The organism is Pseudomonas sp. LG1E9, from assembly GCF_003290225.1.
GTDB classification, from domain to species: Bacteria; Pseudomonadota; Gammaproteobacteria; order Pseudomonadales; family Pseudomonadaceae; genus Aquipseudomonas; species Aquipseudomonas cyclaminis.
The window spans coordinates 5,763,445-5,780,449 of sequence record NZ_CP029983.1 but is presented as its reverse complement, the minus strand read 5'-3'; the positions used below and the strand labels follow the sequence as shown (position 1 = coordinate 5,780,449).

Sequence of the window (17,005 nt, the reverse complement as noted above, 5' to 3'; positions counted from 1 at the left end):
CGTTGTAAGCTACACGCTGCGAGAGAGGGCTCCTTTGGAGCCCTTTTTTGTGGCCGGCGGTTTGTCGCTTGACCTGCTTGCGACTTGCAGCTTAAAACTTGCAGCTCACCTGCAGGGGCCTCCGATGATCACCAGCAAGCTGCCGAACGTCGGCACAACCATCTTTACCACCATGTCGCAACTCGCAGCCGAAACCGGCGCGCTCAACCTGTCCCAGGGCTTTCCCGATTTCAATGGCCCCCAGGCGTTACTCGATGCGGTGGGCAAGCACGTTGCCAGCGGGCACAACCAATATTCCCCGATGACCGGCCTGCCAGCCCTGCGCCAAGAAGTCGCGGCCAAGATCGCCCGCAATTACGGCGCCGCGGTTAACCCTGACAGCGAAGTAACCATCACCCCAGGCGCAACGGCAGCGATCTTCTGCGCGATCCAGGCGGTGATTCGCAGCGGCGATGAAGTCATCGTGTTCGACCCCTGCTACGACAGCTACGAGCCCTCGGTCGAGCTGGCCGGTGGTCGCTGCGTGCATGTGCAACTGAGCCTGCAAGGCTTTGCGCTGGACTTCGAGAAGATCAAGGCCGCGTTGTCGCCGCGTACGCGCATGATTATCCTCAACACTCCACACAACCCCACCGGTGCCCTGATCAGCCGCGCCGAGCTGGACCAGTTGGCCGAATTAATCCGCGACCGCGATATCTACCTGGTCAGCGACGAGGTCTACGAGCATCTGGTCTTCGACGGCGTACCCCACGTCAGTGTGCTGGCCCACGAAGAGCTGTATCAACGTGCGTTCGTGGTCAGCTCTTTTGGCAAGACCTACCACGTGACGGGCTGGAAAACCGGCTACGTCGTCGCGCCACCGGCCCTGACGGCCGAGCTGCGCAAGGTGCACCAGTACGTCAACTTTTGCGGCGTGACGCCATTGCAGTTCGCGCTGGCTGACTTCATGGCCGACCACCCGGAGCACGTCGACGAATTGCCTGCGTTCTATCAGGCCAAGCGCGACCTGTTCTGTGACCTGCTGGCACCGTCACGTTTCAGTTTCAGCCGGGTGACCGGCACGTACTTCCAACTGGTGGATTACTCACAGATTCGCCCGGACCTGGATGACGTCGCCATGTCCCTGTGGATGACCCGCGAACACGGCGTCGCGACCATCCCGGTCTCGGTGTTCTACCAGAACCCACCCCAAGGCCAGCGCCTAGTGCGCCTGTGCTTTGCCAAACGCGAGGAGACGCTGCGCCAAGCAGCTGAAAAACTATGCGTGATCTGAGTGCGCTGCCCAACCTGACGCTCGCCCTGGTCCAAACCACCCTCGCATGGCACGACCGTCAGGCCAACCTCGAACACTTCGACCTGCTGCTGGAGCAGGCCAGGGGCGCCGACCTGATCGTGCTGCCGGAAATGTTCACCACCGGATTCTCCATGGCGTCGGCCACTCTCGCTGAACCGGAAAACGGTCCTACCCATCGATGGCTCCAGGCCCAGGCGGTCAAATACAACGCCGTGATCACCGGCAGTGTGATCATCCAGGCCGCCGACGGCAGCCACCGCAACCGCCTGCTGTGGGCACGACCGGATGGCGAGGTGCTGCATTACGACAAGCGCCACCTGTTTCGTATGGCCGGCGAGCACGATCACTACACCCCCGGCGAACGGCAGGTACAGTTTGAATTGAAGGGCTGGCGTATTCGGCCGCTGATTTGCTACGACCTGCGTTTTCCGGTGTGGAGCCGCGATGCCCAGGACACGGACCTGCTGTTGTACACCGCAAACTGGCCGGGAGCGCGGCGTCAGCACTGGAACCGTTTATTGCCGGCGCGTGCCATCGAAAACCTGTGCTACGTGGCGGCAGTGAATAGGGTGGGTACGGATGGCAAAGGTTTCGCTTACACCGGGGACAGCCAGGTGCTGGATTTCCAGGGTGAGACCCTGCTTAGCGCAGGGGAGGCCGATGGTGTGTTTCAGGTGTGCCTGGAGGCAGCCGAGCTGGCGACCTATCGCAGCAAATTTCCGGCGAACCTGGATGCCGATAGTTTTCAGTTTGTCTGACCACAGGGAAACGCATTCCAAATGTGGGAGGGGGCTTGCCCCCGATGAGGACCTCACAGACACCGCAAATATAAATCCCAACAAAAAGGCCCCTGAGTTCTCACCCAGGGGCCTTTTGCGTTTCGGCGGTCAGTTACGCCGCTTTCGCTTCCAACTGGCTCAGCGAGCGATTCAGCGCGCTGAACACCGCCTTGAAGCTGGCGGTAGTGATGTTTTCATCAATGCCCACGCCATGCACCGGACGCTCGCCATTCACACGCAATTCAATGTAGGCGGCAGCCTTGGCGTTGGTACCCGCGCCGATCGCGTGTTCGTTGTAGTCCATGATCTCCACCTTGATCGGCAGGGCGGCGACCAGGGCTTCCAGGGTGCCATAGCCCTTACCGTGCCAGCGCAGGTTGGTTTCGCCCTGGCCTTTGCCCGAGACTTCCACTTCCACCGAGCTGTTGCCGTTTTCTTCCTGCAGGCGATGGCTGACCAGCGCGTACGGAGTGTTGGCCTGCAAGTATTCGCGTTGCAGCAAGGCGTAGATCTGCGGGGCGGTCATCTCCAGGCCCACGCGGTCGGTTTCGGCCTGTACCACCTGGCTGAACTCGATCTGCATGCGACGCGGCAGGCTGATGTCGTATTCCTGCTCCAGCAGGTAGGCGATGCCGCCTTTGCCCGACTGGCTGTTCACACGGATCACCGCCTCGTAGCTGCGGCCAATGTCGGCCGGGTCGATCGGCAAGTACGGCACTTCCCACAGCGCATCGTCTTTCTGCTGGGTGAAGCCCTTGCGGATCGCGTCCTGGTGGGAGCCAGAGAACGCAGTGTGAACCAGATCACCCACATACGGATGACGTGGGTGCACCTGGATCTGGTTGCATTCTTCGACGACCTTGCGCACGCCGTCGATGTCGGAGAAGTCCAACTGCGGGTCGAGGCCTTGGGTGTACATGTTCAATGCCACAGTGACCAGGTCGACGTTACCGGTACGCTCGCCGTTGCCGAACAGGCAGCCTTCGACACGGTCGGCGCCGGCCATCAGGCCCAGCTCGGTCGCGGCCACGCCGGTGCCACGGTCGTTGTGGGTGTGCAGGCTGATGATCACGCTGTCACGGCGGTTGATATGGCGACCGAACCACTCGATCTGGTCGGCATAGATGTTCGGCGTGGCGCATTCCACGGTGGCCGGCAGGTTGAGGATCATCTTGTGTTCAGGCGTCGGGTTCCACACCTCGATCACGGCGTCACAGACTTCTTTGGCGAATTCCAGCTCAGTGGCGCTGAAGGTCTCCGGGGAGTATTCGAAGGTCCACTGGGTTTCCGGCTGCTGGGCCGCGTATTTGACGAACAGCTTGGCCGCGTTGACCGCGATGGCCTTGATACCGTCCTTGTCCTGGTTGAACACGATGCGGCGGAAGGACGGCGAGGTGGCGTTGTACAAGTGCACGATGGCTTTCTTGGCGCCGCGCAGGGATTCGAAGGTGCGTGCGATCAAGTCTTCACGGCCCTGGGTCAGCACCTGGATGGTGGTGTCCTCGGGGATGTGGTTGTCTTTGATCAGGGTACGTACGAAGTCAAAGTCGGTTTGCGATGCGGCGGGGAACGACGCTTCGATTTCCTTCACGCCCACGGCGACCAGGGTCTTCCAGAAGCGCAGTTTTTTCACCGCGTCCATCGGTTCGATCAGCGACTGGTTGCCGTCACGCAGGTCGGAGCTGCACCAGATCGGCGCTTCGGTGATGGTCTTCGACGGCCAGGTGCGGTCCGGGATATCGATGGTCGGGAACGCGCGGTACTTCGAAGACGGGTCTTTGAGCATGCTCATCGGGAAATCCTTTGTTGTAGGGGCCGAGAAAAGGCGGCCTGCCGTGGAACTGTTTTTGGGGATAAGGCGTAGAGACGAGGCAGATCGATTCAGCCTGGCAGTCGTGCGCTGACGAGGCACAGGCTGCGGTGCTGGCGGAGCTGAATGAGGGTGTGAGAGGTTTTCATAAGCTCAACCCTAACCGCCGGGGTGAAAGATGGCAAGCAGTCGAAAAAAATTGAGAGAAGTTCTGTTATTTGCGTAGGAATCGAGATTTTATGCCTGGGAACGTTGCAAACGCTGAATTAAATTGCGCGCGCTTTACCGCGCGCGCAATCGAGTCACTCAGGGCTGGAACGCGCCGATAAAGATCGCCGGGTCCACCCGTGCATCGTTGAGGCTGATGTTCCAGTGCATATGTGGCCCGGTGGCGCGGCCCGTCGCGCCGACCTTGCCTACCACCGTCCCGCGCACCAGTTGCTGGCCGACTTTCACATCGATCTTCGACATATGACAGAACATGCTGATAAAGCCCTGGCCGTGGTCGACGAACACGGTGTTGCCATTGAAGAAGTAGTTGCCGACCAGGATCACCTTGCCGTTCGCCGGCGTCTTGATCGGCGTACCGGCCGGCACGGCGAAATCCAGACCCGAATGCGGGTTGCGTTCTTCACCGTTGAAGAAGCGACGCACGCCGAACTTGCTCGACAGCGGCCCGTTCACCGGTTTATCCAGCACCAGGTTGCTCGGCAGGTTGGGGCTGAAACTGCGGTAGGCCTTGAGTTGCACGGCCAGTTCGCCTTCGATGCGCTTGAGTTGGGCCGGGTCGGGGTTGACCTGGCTTTTGTTCTTCAGGGTGATGCGCTGTTCCGGGTATTTCTTGTAACCGACGATAAACGGCAGGCTGCGGCTACCGCTGCTGATGCGCTCGTTGCCCGGCTTGACGCTCAGCGGAATGCCGACAATCGCCAGCCAGTTGTCCTGTTCCTTGACCACCAGCACCGGCTTGCCTTGATAGGTCGCTTTCGGTGCAGCGGCCGAAGGGCCCAGGTCGACCACGGCCACGCCACCTGGCACCGGTTTGTTTAATGTACGGCTGATATAACTATCGGCGTGGGCATTAAAGGCAAGGCACAGCAGCATCAACAAGCTAAAGAGACGAGGCATCAATCAATCCAATAACGAAAGGGTGACGGGTGTCAGGTGGTTGTCTTCCACCCGCACTTGCAACTGGCCTTCACCGAGACGCGCGGTGAGGCGTTGGCCGGTGTGGGTTTGCGCCGCGTTGCGAATGGCCTGGCCGCGCTCATCCAGCAAGATGCTGTAACCGCGAGCCAAGGTTGCCAGCGGGCTGACCACCTGCAACGTCTGTACCTGGCTTTGCAGTTGCAGGCGACGGGCCTTCAGGCCTTCGCGCATGGCGCGGGGCAGGCGTTCGGCAAGGCTGTCCAGGCGCTGGCGCAATAGGGCCAGTTGACGGCCGGGGTGCTGGCCGGCGAGGCGGGTTTCCAGGCGGATCAGGCGCTCGCGCCGGGTATTGAGGCTGCGTTCGAAGGCGCGGCGCAGGCGCATGTCCAGGTCATCCAGGCGCTGGGCCTGCTGGCGCAGACGTTCGCCCGGATGACGCAAGCGCCGGGCCATGCCTTCGAGGCGCAGGCGATCATGGGTCAGGCGATTGCGCATCAGCATCACCAGGCGCCGATGCAGGTTCTCGACCTGGCGCACCAGATGGCTGGCGTCCGGGGCGAGCAACTCAGCGGCGGCAGACGGCGTAGGGGCGCGCACGTCCGCCACGAAGTCGCTGATGGAGACATCGGTTTCATGGCCGACGGCGCTGACGATGGGCGTGACGCACGCATCCACTGCGCGGGCGACGGCTTCTTCGTTGAAGCACCAGAGGTCTTCCAGAGAGCCGCCGCCACGCGCCAGGATCAGTGCGTCAAAGCCACGGGCGTCGGCGAGTTTCAGTGCCCGCACAATCTGCGCGATCGCTTCACGACCTTGTACGGCGGTGGGGATCAAAGTCAGCTCAATGTTCGGCGCCCGGCGGCGGAACACGCTGATGATGTCGCGGATCACCGCGCCGGTGGGCGAGCTGATAATGCCAATGCGCCGAGGATGGGCCGGCAGCGGCACCTTGCGCTCGGCATTGAACAGGCCTTCGGCGCTGAGCTTTTCCTTCAGCGCATCGAACGCCAGGCGCAGCGCGCCGTCGCCGGCAGGCTCCACCGTGTCGAGGATCAACTGGTAGTCGCCACGGCCCTCGAACAGCGAGACCTTGCCACGCACCTTCACCGCCAGGCCATCCTTCAGCGCCTGGCGCACCCGTGCGGCATTGTTGCGAAACAACGCGCAACGCACCTGGGCGCCGCTGTCCTTGAGGGTGAAATACACATGGCCGGAGGCCGGGCGGGCGAGGTTGGAGATCTCGCCTTCGACCCAGATATTGGTGAACACGTCTTCCAGCAACACCCGCGCACGGCCGTTGAGTTGGCTGACAGTCAGGACTTCACGGTCCAGGCCCAGACGGGCAAAGGGGTCTTTAATCATGGGCGGCAGTTTATAGGCATTCGTGCAAGGTTTGACAGAACTGCTCCACCAGGCGACTCGGCACCTGCGGGCAGGCCAGGGCCACGGTGCTCAGGCAATCCGGGTCAGCCAGGGCTAAAAAGTGCACATTGGCGGGGGCGATGTCCTGCATGGATTTTGGTAACAGGGCAATACCGAAGCCGGCCTGGATCAACTGTAGCTGAGTGGTCTTACGTGATATGACCCGCGCAGCCTTGGGGAAAAATCCGGCGCGCATGCAGAGTTCGGCTGACAGATAACTCAGTCCACCACGCTGTGGATGGGGGATCGAGATAAACGCTTCATCCTTGAGCTGCTCCAGGCCGACGGGCTCGTTGCTACTTGCCAGTCGGTGATTCGGCGGCACCGCCAGCAGCAATTGCTCCTTATATAAAGGCTCCACACGTACCCCTTCACGCTGGCGCAGCACCGGCAGCCGTAACAGGCCGACGTCCAGGCGACCGTCGGCGATCTCCTCCAGTTGCGCTTCCGAGGACAGCTTGACGATGTCCATCGAAACGCCGGGGCAGCGCTCCAGCCACGTGCTGATGCCCTGCAATAACACGCCGCTCATCGGCACGGTGCTCGAATGGCTCAGGCGCAGGGTGCCGAGTTGGCCTTTGCCGACCTGGGTCGCGGTTTCACTGGCCTTGAGCAGCTCGCTCAGCAGGTTGCGGGCCCTTGGGTAGAAGGCTTCACCGGCCGCGGTCAGGCGTGGCTGGCGTGCAGTGCGTTCGAACAACGGCGTTTGCAGCTGGTTTTCCAGCTCCTTGATCTGTCGGCTCAGGGCCGATTGCGCTACGAACAGGCGTTCGGCGGCGGCGCTGAAGCTGCCGCTGTCGGCAATTTCGACGAAGTAGCGCAATTGGCGAGTGGAAATCACACGTTATGCCTTTTCGAGATGGGTGGAGGGCTTTGACGATATTAGTCGCAACCCTCGCTGATGGCTAAAGTGATGGCTATCTCTTTCAAGGAATTCGCCATGAGCCCGGTTGAGCTGATGAGCCAGTGGTCGTTTAGCGGTGTGGAGTGGCTGGTGATCGGCCTGGGCGTGGTAGTGGCCTATATCGTGTTCGGCATTGCCGGCTTTGGTACGGCGTTGGTAGCGGGGCCGATCCTGATTGTGTTTATGCCGCTGTCGAGGATCATCCCGCTGCTGGTGCTGCTGGATTTTGTCGCGGCGTTTGGTGGCCTGCTGCACACGCGACGGGACGTGAACAAGCCGGAGCTGCTGCGATTACTGCCGTGCATGGCGATTGGCTGCACCCTGGGCGTGGTGTTTTTGCTCAACTTGCATTCGGACCTGTTGCTGCTGTTGATGGGGCTGTTTATCAGCGCCTATGCGATTTACAGCCTGGCGGTAAACGCCCGGCCCACGCAACTGGCAGCGGGGTGGTCGATCCCGATGGGCACTGTGGGCGGGCTGTTTGGGGCGTTGTTCGGCAGTGGTGGCTTTTTATATGCCATCTACCTGAACAGCCGCTTGCCCAAGGACGCGGCACGCGCGACCCAAAGCGCGTTGATCAGTTGCAGTACGGTGGTGCGCCTGAGCCTGTTTTTGATCGCCGGGGTGTATGCTGATCTGCCGCTGCTGATGTTGGCCCTCTGCCTGTTGCCCGCGATGGCCCTGGGGCTGTGGTGTGGGCGCAGGCTGACGATGCGCATGTCCCGTGAAGCGTTTGTGCGCTTGGTGACGTGGCTGGTGCTGGCCAGCGGCATTGCATTGATTGGGCGGTACTTGAGCACTTGACCTGATTTCTTCAGGGATTAAGCTGCCGTCCTCCCGGGCCTCATCGCGGGCAAGCCCACTCCCACATTTGAAGGTGTTCACAATTCAAAATGTGGGAGAGGGCTTGCCCGCGATGGCGTCAGCAGCCACACCGCAGGCCTTCCATGAATTCCCAAAGCATCCTTGTCCCCAAAATCTCCACCTTGCCCGTCCACGAGCCCCGCGCCCGGGCCATCGTGCGCTGGCTGGTGCGCAAGAACATCATCAAGGAAGAACTCACTACCTGTGGCCGCACCGGTAACCGCATGGCCTACGCCCTGGCCGACGGCGCCCGCGCCGTGGTGCTGCACCCCGAGGCGCTGCCGTTCAACGAGCCGGTCAATGGCCTGGAGATCATCTACAAACGCTGCATCTACACCCCGGCCAAGGGCTTTCTCGAAGAAGCCGGCTGCCCGGAGTGCCGCAAGGAAGTCGGCGAGGCGCTGTTTGAAAGCCTGGAGGACTGGATGCCCGGCCATACCGACAACTTCACCTGCCCGCTGTGTGGGCATGAAGATGACATCAACGGGTTTCTGTTCCTGCAGGCGTGCGGGTTTTCCAACCTGGGATTCATCTTCAACAACTGGGCGGAGGCGGGGTTCAAGCAAAGCTTTATCGACGAATTTGCCGATTGGCTGGACCAGAAGATCAGTTGGGTCAAGGTCGAGCTTTAATCCATCTATCAGTATTACCAAGTTTGTCAGAGTTTTACATTGAGCCCGACAGGGTGCATGTATATAATGGCGCGCTTCCATTTTCCCGCTCGGGAGCCCCCGCGATGCTGCGTATCAGCCAAGAAGCTCTGACATTCGACGACATTCTCCTAGTGCCCGGTTATTCCGAGGTGCTTCCTAACGAAGTCAGTCTCAAGACCCGCCTAACCCGTGGCATCGAGCTGAATATTCCCCTGGTTTCCGCTGCGATGGACACCGTTACCGAAGCCCGCCTGGCCATTGCCATGGCGCAGGAAGGCGGTATCGGGATCATCCACAAGAACATGACCATCGAGCAGCAAGCTGCCGAAGTGCGCAAGGTCAAGCGTTACGAAGCCGGTGTGGTGAAAGATCCAATCACCATCGAAGCCGACGCCACCGTGCGTGACCTGTTCGACCTCACTCGTCTGCACAACATCTCCGGTGTTCCCGTGCTGCACGATGGCGACCTGGTCGGCATCGTCACTTCCCGTGACGTGCGTTTCGAAAACCGTCTTGAAGTCACCGTCCGCGAAGTGATGACGCCTAAAGAGCGCCTCGTCACTGTCAAGGAAGGCGCCGACAAGAACGACGTACGCGAACTGCTGCACAAGCACCGCATCGAGCGCGTGCTGATCGTCGACGACAAATTCGCCCTCAAAGGCATGATGACCGTCAACGACATCGAAAAAGCCAAGGCTTACCCGCTGGCCAGCAAGGATGACCAAGGTCGTCTGCGCGTAGGTGCTGCGGTCGGTACCGGTAAAGACACCGGCGATCGCGTTGCCGCCCTGGTTGCTGCCGGTGTGGACGTGGTGGTGGTCGACACCGCCCACGGTCACTCCAAAGGCGTGATCGACCGCGTACGTTGGGTCAAGCAGAACTTCCCTGAAGTCCAGGTAATCGGCGGCAACATCGCCACCGGCGCAGCGGCCAAGGCCCTGGCCGAAGCCGGCGCGGATGCCGTCAAGGTCGGTATCGGCCCTGGCTCGATCTGCACCACGCGTATCGTCGCCGGTGTGGGCGTGCCGCAAATCAGCGCCATCGCCAACGTCGCCGCAGCCCTTGAAGGCACCGGCGTACCGTTGATCGCCGACGGCGGCATCCGTTTCTCCGGTGACCTGTCCAAGGCCATCGTAGCCGGTGCTTCCTGCGTGATGATGGGCTCGATGTTCGCCGGTACCGAAGAGGCGCCAGGCGAGATCGAACTGTTCCAGGGGCGTTCGTACAAGGCTTACCGTGGCATGGGTTCGCTGGGCGCCATGTCCCAGGCTCAAGGCTCGTCCGACCGTTACTTCCAGGACTCCTCGGCAGGCGCCGAGAAGCTCGTACCGGAAGGTATCGAAGGCCGTGTGCCGTACAAAGGCACCCTGAGCGCCATCATCCATCAACTGATGGGCGGCCTGCGTTCCTCGATGGGCTACACCGGCAGCGCCGACATCGAAGAAATGCGCACCAAGCCTGAGTTCGTGCGGATCACCGGTGCCGGTATGGCCGAGTCCCACGTCCACGACGTACAGATCACCAAAGAAGCGCCAAACTACCGCGTAGGTTGATGCTTCCTGCAAATAGTTAAGTAACCGGGGCTGTCTTATTCAGCCCCGAGTTGTTTCTGATTCATTAGACGAGACTGATCTCATGGCCCTCGACATTCACGCCCACCGCATCCTGATCCTCGACTTCGGTTCCCAGTACACCCAACTGATCGCCCGCCGCGTGCGTGAAATCGGCGTGTACTGCGAACTGCATCCGTTCGACATGGACGACGAAGCGATTCGCGAATTCGCACCGAAAGGCGTCATCCTCGCCGGTGGCCCCGAGTCCGTGCATGAAGCCAACAGCCCGCGCTGCCCGCAAGCCGTATTCGACCTGGGCGTGCCCGTCTTCGGTATCTGCTACGGCATGCAGACCATGGCCGAGCAGCTGGGCGGCAAGGTTGAAGGTTCCGAACTGCGTGAATTCGGTTATGCCCGTGTAGACGTGGTCGGCAAGAGCCGCCTGCTGGACGGCATCGAAGACCACGTCGACGCCGACGGCCTGTTCGGCCTCGACGTGTGGATGAGCCACGGTGACAAAGTCACCAAGATGCCGGAAGACTTCCACATCCTGGCCAGCACCCCGAGCTGCCCGATTGCTGGCATGTTCAGCGATGAGCGTCGCTACTACGGCGTGCAGTTCCACCCGGAAGTGACCCACACCAAGCAAGGCGGCCGCATCCTGTCGCGCTTCATCCTCGACATCTGCGAGTGTGAAGCCCTGTGGACCCCGTCGAAAATCGCTGAAGACGCCATCGCCAACGTGCGTGCCCAGGTCGGCACCGACAACGTGCTGCTCGGCCTGTCCGGCGGCGTTGACTCCTCCGTGGTTGCCGCGCTGCTGCACAAAGCCATCGGCGACCAACTGACCTGCGTCTTCGTCGACAACGGTCTGCTGCGCCTGCACGAAGGTGAGCAAGTGATGGCCATGTTCGCCGAGAACATGGGCGTCAAGGTGATCCGCGCCAACGCCGAGGACCAGTTCCTCAACAACCTGGCCGGCGAGTCCGACCCAGAGAAGAAGCGCAAGATCATCGGTCGTACCTTCATCGACGTCTTCGATGCCCAGGCCAAACACCTGGACAACATCAAGTACCTGGCCCAGGGCACCATCTACCCCGATGTGATCGAGTCGGCCGGTGCCAAGAGCGGCAAGGCACATGTGATCAAGTCCCACCACAACGTGGGTGGCCTGCCTGAGGAAATGAACCTCAAGCTGGTAGAACCGCTGCGCGAACTGTTCAAGGACGAAGTCCGCCGCCTGGGCCTGGAACTGGGCCTGCCGTACGACATGGTCTACCGCCACCCATTCCCAGGCCCGGGCCTGGGCGTGCGGATCCTGGGTGAAGTGAAGAAGGAATACGCCGACCTGCTGCGTCGCGCCGACCACATCTTCATCGAAGAACTGCGCAAGGCCGACTGGTACCACAAAGTCAGCCAGGCCTTCGTAGTGTTCCAGCCGGTGAAATCCGTCGGCGTTGTAGGCGATGGCCGTCGTTACGCCTGGGTCGTGGCCCTGCGTGCCGTAGAGACTATCGACTTCATGACGGCGCGCTGGGCGCATCTGCCGTACGAACTGCTTGAGACCGTTTCCGGTCGCATCATCAATGAGATCGAAGGCATCTCGCGCGTTACTTATGACGTGTCGAGCAAGCCGCCGGCGACGATTGAGTGGGAATGATCCCGCGTCCGGCATTGCCCGGCACGATCTAGCAAGAAATGCCCTGAAGCCCGCGTAGTTGCGGGCTTTTGGCTTTTTTGGTCTGGCAAATTCTGGCAGCTTTGTGCATCGCCAAGCACCGTATTTGTATGGCATGGTACGGGGCACTAACTGAGCCCAATGCCATGCTCGGTGCTCGATACCATGTCGCCTCAGTAGAGAGGGGCATGGTATCAAACCTCATCATCTGCCCGGTTTCATTGGGTTTTCTCGTGGTGCGTGAGTGCTTTCTGAGCATGGTATTTTTTACGTGGGATACGTGACCTCCATGCTGACCGATACCAAGCTACGAAACCTCAAGCCGAAAGAAAAACTCTACAAGGTGAACGACCGCGACGGACTTTACGTGGCTGTTACCCCTGCGGGTTCAATCTCCTTTCGCTACAATTACTCCATCAACGGCCGTCAGGAGACCGTTACGTTCGGTCGCTATGGCGTAGGCGGCATTACGCTTGCGGAAGCTAGAGAGCGCTTGGGTGAGGCTAAAAAGATGGTTTCGGCTGGTAGTCACCAGCCAAAGAAAAGGCCCGTGCTAAGGCTCGTACCAAGGGTGCAGAAACGTTTGATGCGTGGGCCGAGAAATGGCTGCGCGAGTATCAAATGGCCGACTCGACACGTGATATGCGCCGATCTGTTTACGAGCGCGAGCTCAAGCCGCAATTTGGTAATCAGAAACTGGTGGAAATCAACCATGAGGATCTGCGAACACTTACCGATGCAATCGTGGAGCGAGGTGCGCCAGCAACAGCAGTACACTCGCGCGAGATCGTAATGCAGGTGTTCCGATGGGCGATTGAGCGTGGCCAGAAGGTCGAGAACCCGGCCGATCTGGTACGTCCTGCAAGCATCGCTAAATTTGAGCCCGCGTGACCGCGCTTTGGGCCCTGACGAAATCGCGTTGATGTACCAATACATGGATCGCATCGGCACCGCCTCCTCCGTGAGAGCTGCGGCTAAGCTGCTGTTACTCATCATGGTGCGCAAAAGTGAGCTGACCAACACCACCTGGGACGAGATCAATTTTAGCGAAGCTCTGTGGACCATTCCAAAAGAGCGGATGAAGCGGCGCAACTCCCATTTGGTGTTCTTGTCCAGGCAGGCGTTGGATTTCTTCATTGCGCTGAAGACTTTTGCCGGTGGTTCGGATTACGTCCTTCCCTCCCGTTACGATTCTGATTTACCAATGAGCACCGCAACGATCAATCAGGTGCTGACGCTGGCCTATAGGCTCGCGCAGAAAGAAGGGAAGCCGCTGAGCAAGTTCGGACCACATGAGTTGAGACCTGCGCAAGCTCGCCGAGCTACGCGGCGGCGTCAACGAAGGTAGCCGGATGCAGCACCTATTTTGGCGCTTGAACTTCCTTCTACTGTCCGGCGCAACCAACAGCAGGCAGATGTATCACGAAGCCTCAGCGCTGGCCCGCGAGCTAGATCCGCAATGGAGTAGCCGCTCCAAGGAGCTGATGACGTTGTTCGGTAAAGCCAAGGCCTACGAATCAGGGGAGCGGGTCAGCTTCGGAGGCAAAGAGTACGCGCCGCTCTACACGCCCAAAAACGACACCCTGATTAATCTGTTCAGGATCACCGCAGACGAGCAGTGGCAGCTAAAGACCATCGTTAGTCAGGCGGAAGCCGCAAAGCGTCACAGGAAGCGCGAGGAAGCCCGCAGACGCGCAGCCGGTGCCGTAGACCGTCAGACCTACGAAAGCACCTCCTTGAGCCGCCAAAAACCTTGGGAGGCTCTCGAGATGAGTCGGCGCAGTTGGTATCGAGCAGGTAAACCAGCAGTCCCCGAAGCTGAGACATGTCCGTGCGTATTACTTGTAGCAAAGCTTTCGGGCTTTTGATCTCGGCCCCGCTCAAGCTAACCAGAAGGGGGTTTCAGGTTTAGTTGAGGGGCCATGGATAGCTGGCACAAGTCCGTGCGTATTACTAATGGCGAAGCCTCCGTGCTGTTGAGGGCTGCCAGTTCGCGCTGATCCAGGGCGTTCCAGTTCTGGTAACCATGCCGTTGCGCGTCCGGCTGTAGCCCTTCGGAAGATGATGCGGTCCAAAGCGCACTGATAATTTCTACGCAGCTGACCGTAGTGTCGCCATTAGTGTCAGCTTCACGCCCAGAATCAAGCCATTTCCCAGATCGGGGTCGATGGGTCAATGCTGTAAGAGATAAGGCCATTGCATCAAAAGGCTATCACTGATATTCATTCATTTTTTTGCTCGGCTGCGGTTTCAGCCTGCGGCACAGAGACATACTTATCAAAGATCAGATCAGGGAAAGACATATGCAAGACGACTTCATGCGAAAACTTCTTGCAGGCCTCGAAAAGCCAATGAAACACAGGATTTTTCTGAGCTACCACCACTCTTTTGATCAGGGATATTACGACGCTTTTTCGAAGCACTTTCACGATACCCTCGAAGCTATCCATGACAAATCTCTGGACAAGGAGATTGACAGCGATAATGTCGATTACGTGATGAGAAAAATAAGGGACGAGTATCTTACAGGTACATCAAGCACAATCGTTCTGATCGGAGCTGAAACCTACACTCGAAAGTATATAGACTGGGAGATAAAAGCCACGCTGGATAAAGAGCACGCGCTGGTAGGTGTTTACCTCCCTACGGCGAAACGCTCTGCCGACGGCTCCAAAATCATCGTGCCCGGCCGGCTTTACGACAACGTAGCCAGCGGTTTTGCCAGCTTGGTGAGCTGGGAGACCATAACTGCTTCGGCGAACGCTCTCGATGATTGCATCAAAGCCGCGAAAGCGAAATCAAAGTCGCTGATTGACAATTCCAGAGAGAAGAAATTAAAAAATGGCTGAGCCGACTAATGAAAATCTCGGGCAGCCATTCTTCGTCGTTCACGTTGTCTGGCATCCAGAATGTGTTCTCGGCAAAGTTATTGCCGATGCTCTGATGCACCATTTTCGGCGCGATATTTATAGAAATATTGTCGGGGGGAATGGAATCCCCGTGGTTTTCAGAAGCGCCTGTCTGCCCGAGGCGGGCACACCAATACCGGTGTCTCTAAACGACTCAGAAACTTCAGCGACTATCGTCATACTCGATGAACATCTGGTCTCGTCAGCTGAATGGCTTGATTACGTTCAACGTATATCTGCCCAGGTGAAGGAGTTTTCCCGCGAAGGTTTCAAGAGGATGCTATTCCCTGTGTCTATTCAGAGGGAAGTCCTAGCCAAATCGTCAGTGGCCCAGCAGGCATTGCGTTGGGATACCTGGGAGGGTGACGACGACGCGAAGGTACAGCGGCTCCGTCGGGAGTTGACCTATGAGTTCTGCAGAATGCTGCGTTACAACCTTGCTCAGCTTGAGGTGCCGACCGAGCGGAAAATCGATGAATACCTCAAGAAGGTGCAGGTATTTCTGAGTCATTCGAAACATGATGACGAAGGCGCTGAAATCGCCAAGGCTATACGCTTGAGAATATATCAGGGCCATGGTTTGGCTTCGTTCTTCGATGTCCATGACATCCCGGCAGGCCTTCACTTTGATGAGGTTTTGCTTCATCAAGTGCGCGTCAGCGCAATGGTGGCGATACACACTGACTCATACTCATCACGTGAGTGGTGCCGAAAAGAAATCATCGAGGCCAAGACGTGGAACGTTCCCCTTGTGATTGCCAATAGCATCAGCACAGTTGACGAGCGAAGCTTTCCGTATATGGGGAACGTGCCACTGGTGCGGTTAGGTCATGATGCAACGGATGCAGGCAGGATCGACATCGTCGTTGGTAGGCTGCTGGAGGAGGTGCTCAAGGACTATCTATGGAGATGTCAAACGCATGAGATCAGAGCTACCCTTCCCGTTCGAGCAATCTTTATACCTCGCCCGCCTGAACTGATATCGTTATCTTGCATACCTATGGTATTTCCTGAGGACCAGGAGGGCAGCGCACCTCAAGATCTGGTACTTATCTATCCTGATCCTCCATTGAATACTGAGGAGGAAAGGCTGCTCAGCCGAGTCGCTCCCCATGTGCAAATTCGGAGCTTAAATGAATGGAAAGCGGGGGCATTCAGATGAGCTACAAAGAAGCCCTCGACAGGAAGAAAATCGCGATCTCGATCTCAGAAAGCGAGAACATGAACGCACTTGGCCTCAGCGAAGCACACTTGGACGAGGCCATGTGTGAAGTCGCAAGGCACATGCTTGCGCTTGGCGCAACGCTGCTCTACGGGGGGGATCTTCGTGCGCGCGGGTTCACGCGATTGCTATACGAGTTGGTGTCTCGTTATCGAAAGGATTCTGTCGACTTCAAAAGCGTCGCCAGTGTCATAAGTTATCTGCCCTGGTCTTCGATCACCACGATAACCCCAGATGAGTTGCGAACCCTTAAAAGCGATCTGTCAGACACGGCTGAGATTTGTCTGCTCGACCTCGATGGAAATCCGACAGAGTTTGCCTTTACAGCGGATGATAGGTCCTCAGCGCACCTGCACTGGGCCAGATCACTTAGGCAAATGCGGATCCGAACGACAAATGAGTCAATGGCACGCATCGTCTTAGGCGGCAAAACTAATGGATTTATGGGCGATATGCCTGGAATTGCAGAAGAGGTCTTGATCTCACTGAATGCAGAGAAGGCCGTATATCTTCTGGGCGGATTTGGCGGGTGTACTAGAGACATTCTGGATTTGATCGGCGTTCAAAACCCGCATCAGACTTCAGCCCCGAACTGGCCAGGCTCAGATCTTTTTTCGGCGTTCCGCATAGAGAGCCTAAACAACGGATTGTCTTCTGCTGAGAATATGGCGTTGGCAACGACGCCCTATGTCGATCAGGCCGTGGTCTTAATTATCCGAGGCCTACTTAACGTCATAAGCCAAGCTACGCCTTTAGATTAATTATACG

14 protein-coding genes and 1 pseudogene are annotated in these 17,005 nt (G+C 58.6%); 11 read left to right on the top strand and 4 right to left on the bottom strand.

The window, feature by feature from the left end:
• Window positions 1-124: 124 nt before the first annotated feature.
• Both DNK50_RS26450 and DNK50_RS26445 read left to right on the top strand, forming a co-directional pair.
• The gene (locus DNK50_RS26450; protein WP_112196674.1) at window positions 125-1,273 is read left to right on the top strand and encodes a pyridoxal phosphate-dependent aminotransferase; all 1,149 of its coding nucleotides are present in this window, start codon (window positions 125-127) and stop codon (window positions 1,271-1,273) included.
• Window positions 1,261-2,052, top strand: coding sequence for an amidohydrolase (locus DNK50_RS26445; protein ID WP_112196673.1), 792 nt, complete (start codon window positions 1,261-1,263; stop codon window positions 2,050-2,052). The genes DNK50_RS26450 and DNK50_RS26445 overlap by 13 nt, the downstream gene beginning before the upstream one ends.
• A gap of 133 nt (window positions 2,053-2,185) precedes the next feature.
• Here the strand turns inward: DNK50_RS26445 and leuA are convergent, their stop codons facing one another.
• The 4 genes from leuA to DNK50_RS26420 all read right to left on the bottom strand — a co-directional run bounded on the left by leuA (window position 2,186) and on the right by DNK50_RS26420 (window position 7,295).
• Window positions 2,186-3,865, bottom strand: coding sequence for a 2-isopropylmalate synthase (gene leuA, locus DNK50_RS26440; RefSeq protein WP_112196672.1), 1,680 nt, complete (start codon window positions 3,863-3,865; stop codon window positions 2,186-2,188).
• 324 nt (window positions 3,866-4,189) lie between these two features.
• Window positions 4,190-5,011, bottom strand: a complete 822-nt coding sequence (locus DNK50_RS26430) for a M23 family metallopeptidase (RefSeq protein WP_112196671.1) — start codon at window positions 5,009-5,011, stop codon at window positions 4,190-4,192.
• Window positions 5,012-5,014: 3 nt separating this feature from the next.
• On the bottom strand, window positions 5,015-6,394 hold the full coding sequence (xseA, locus tag DNK50_RS26425) for an exodeoxyribonuclease VII large subunit (RefSeq protein ID WP_112196670.1): 1,380 nt from the start codon (window positions 6,392-6,394) through the stop codon (window positions 5,015-5,017).
• 10 nt (window positions 6,395-6,404) lie between these two features.
• Window positions 6,405-7,295, bottom strand: a complete 891-nt coding sequence (locus DNK50_RS26420) for a LysR family transcriptional regulator (RefSeq protein ID WP_112196669.1) — start codon at window positions 7,293-7,295, stop codon at window positions 6,405-6,407.
• A 99-nt stretch (window positions 7,296-7,394) separates the two neighbouring features.
• Here DNK50_RS26420 and DNK50_RS26415 point away from each other — a divergent pair, with 99 nt between their 5' ends.
• The 9 genes and pseudogenes from DNK50_RS26415 (at window position 7,395) to DNK50_RS26375 (ending at window position 16,998) form a co-directional block, all read left to right on the top strand.
• Complete coding sequence (locus DNK50_RS26415; protein ID WP_112196668.1) at window positions 7,395-8,162, top strand: sulfite exporter TauE/SafE family protein; 768 nt, start codon at window positions 7,395-7,397, stop codon at window positions 8,160-8,162.
• A 143-nt stretch (window positions 8,163-8,305) separates the two neighbouring features.
• Window positions 8,306-8,854, top strand: coding sequence for a sugar ABC transporter ATPase (locus DNK50_RS26410; RefSeq protein WP_099585601.1), 549 nt, complete (start codon window positions 8,306-8,308; stop codon window positions 8,852-8,854).
• Between the two features lie 104 nt (window positions 8,855-8,958).
• Entirely contained in the window at window positions 8,959-10,428 is a 1,470-nt protein-coding gene (guaB, locus tag DNK50_RS26405; protein WP_017478674.1) for an IMP dehydrogenase, read from the top strand.
• 82 nt (window positions 10,429-10,510) lie between these two features.
• On the top strand, window positions 10,511-12,088 hold the full coding sequence (gene guaA, locus DNK50_RS26400) for a glutamine-hydrolyzing GMP synthase (protein WP_112196667.1): 1,578 nt from the start codon (window positions 10,511-10,513) through the stop codon (window positions 12,086-12,088).
• A 307-nt stretch (window positions 12,089-12,395) separates the two neighbouring features.
• Window positions 12,396-13,409: pseudogene (locus DNK50_RS26395) on the top strand (tyrosine-type recombinase/integrase); the annotation flags it as partial.
• A gap of 49 nt (window positions 13,410-13,458) precedes the next feature.
• Window positions 13,459-13,974 carry a hypothetical protein gene (locus DNK50_RS26390; protein WP_256595398.1) on the top strand — a complete coding sequence of 172 codons (516 nt, stop codon included), beginning with the start codon at window positions 13,459-13,461 and terminating at the stop codon, window positions 13,972-13,974.
• 435 nt (window positions 13,975-14,409) lie between these two features.
• Window positions 14,410-14,955 (top strand): TIR domain-containing protein, encoded by a 546-nt coding sequence (locus tag DNK50_RS26385; protein WP_112196666.1) that lies wholly within the window; start codon window positions 14,410-14,412, stop codon window positions 14,953-14,955.
• The gene (locus DNK50_RS26380) at window positions 14,948-16,177 is read left to right on the top strand and encodes a toll/interleukin-1 receptor domain-containing protein (RefSeq protein WP_112196665.1); all 1,230 of its coding nucleotides are present in this window, start codon (window positions 14,948-14,950) and stop codon (window positions 16,175-16,177) included. Before DNK50_RS26385 ends, DNK50_RS26380 begins: the two co-directional genes overlap by 8 nt.
• Window positions 16,174-16,998, top strand: a complete 825-nt coding sequence (locus tag DNK50_RS26375) for a hypothetical protein (RefSeq protein ID WP_162633405.1) — start codon at window positions 16,174-16,176, stop codon at window positions 16,996-16,998. The genes DNK50_RS26380 and DNK50_RS26375 overlap by 4 nt, the downstream gene beginning before the upstream one ends.
• The last annotated feature ends 7 nt before the right edge of the window (window positions 16,999-17,005 follow it).